At 62.2% G+C, this 286-nt stretch carries 1 protein-coding gene; it reads left to right on the top strand.

All coding sequences use genetic code 11. The annotated features are described in order from the left end of the window. Positions 1 to 286 (top strand): helix-turn-helix domain-containing protein (locus HB376_RS40660; protein WP_213769319.1); only part of this gene is annotated, 286 nt, incomplete at both ends.

Below are 286 nucleotides of genomic sequence, written 5' to 3'. Positions count from 1 at the left end.
TCGGACGATTCCGGTTCGACTGGCCGAACGCGCCAAGATTATTTTGCTCGCTGCGCAGGGCAAGACAGATAAAGAGATCGGTGCGGACCTTGCTATCTGGCGAGGCACGGTGGCACGCTGGCGCGGTCGCTTTTTAGCTGACGGTGTGTCGGGGATCGAGCGGGATGAGACGCGACCCGGGCGCAAGCCGAAGATCTCCGCGCGCAAGGTCAAGACCGTCGTGGCACTGACGACGCAGCAGCGTCCCGATAACGCGACGCATTGGAGTACACGCAGCATGGCAGCA

The organism is Caballeronia sp. dw_19 (assembly GCF_018449515.1).
In the GTDB taxonomy this organism is placed as follows: Bacteria; Pseudomonadota; Gammaproteobacteria; order Burkholderiales; family Burkholderiaceae; genus Caballeronia.
This window is presented reverse-complemented; position numbering and strand designations above follow the sequence as displayed.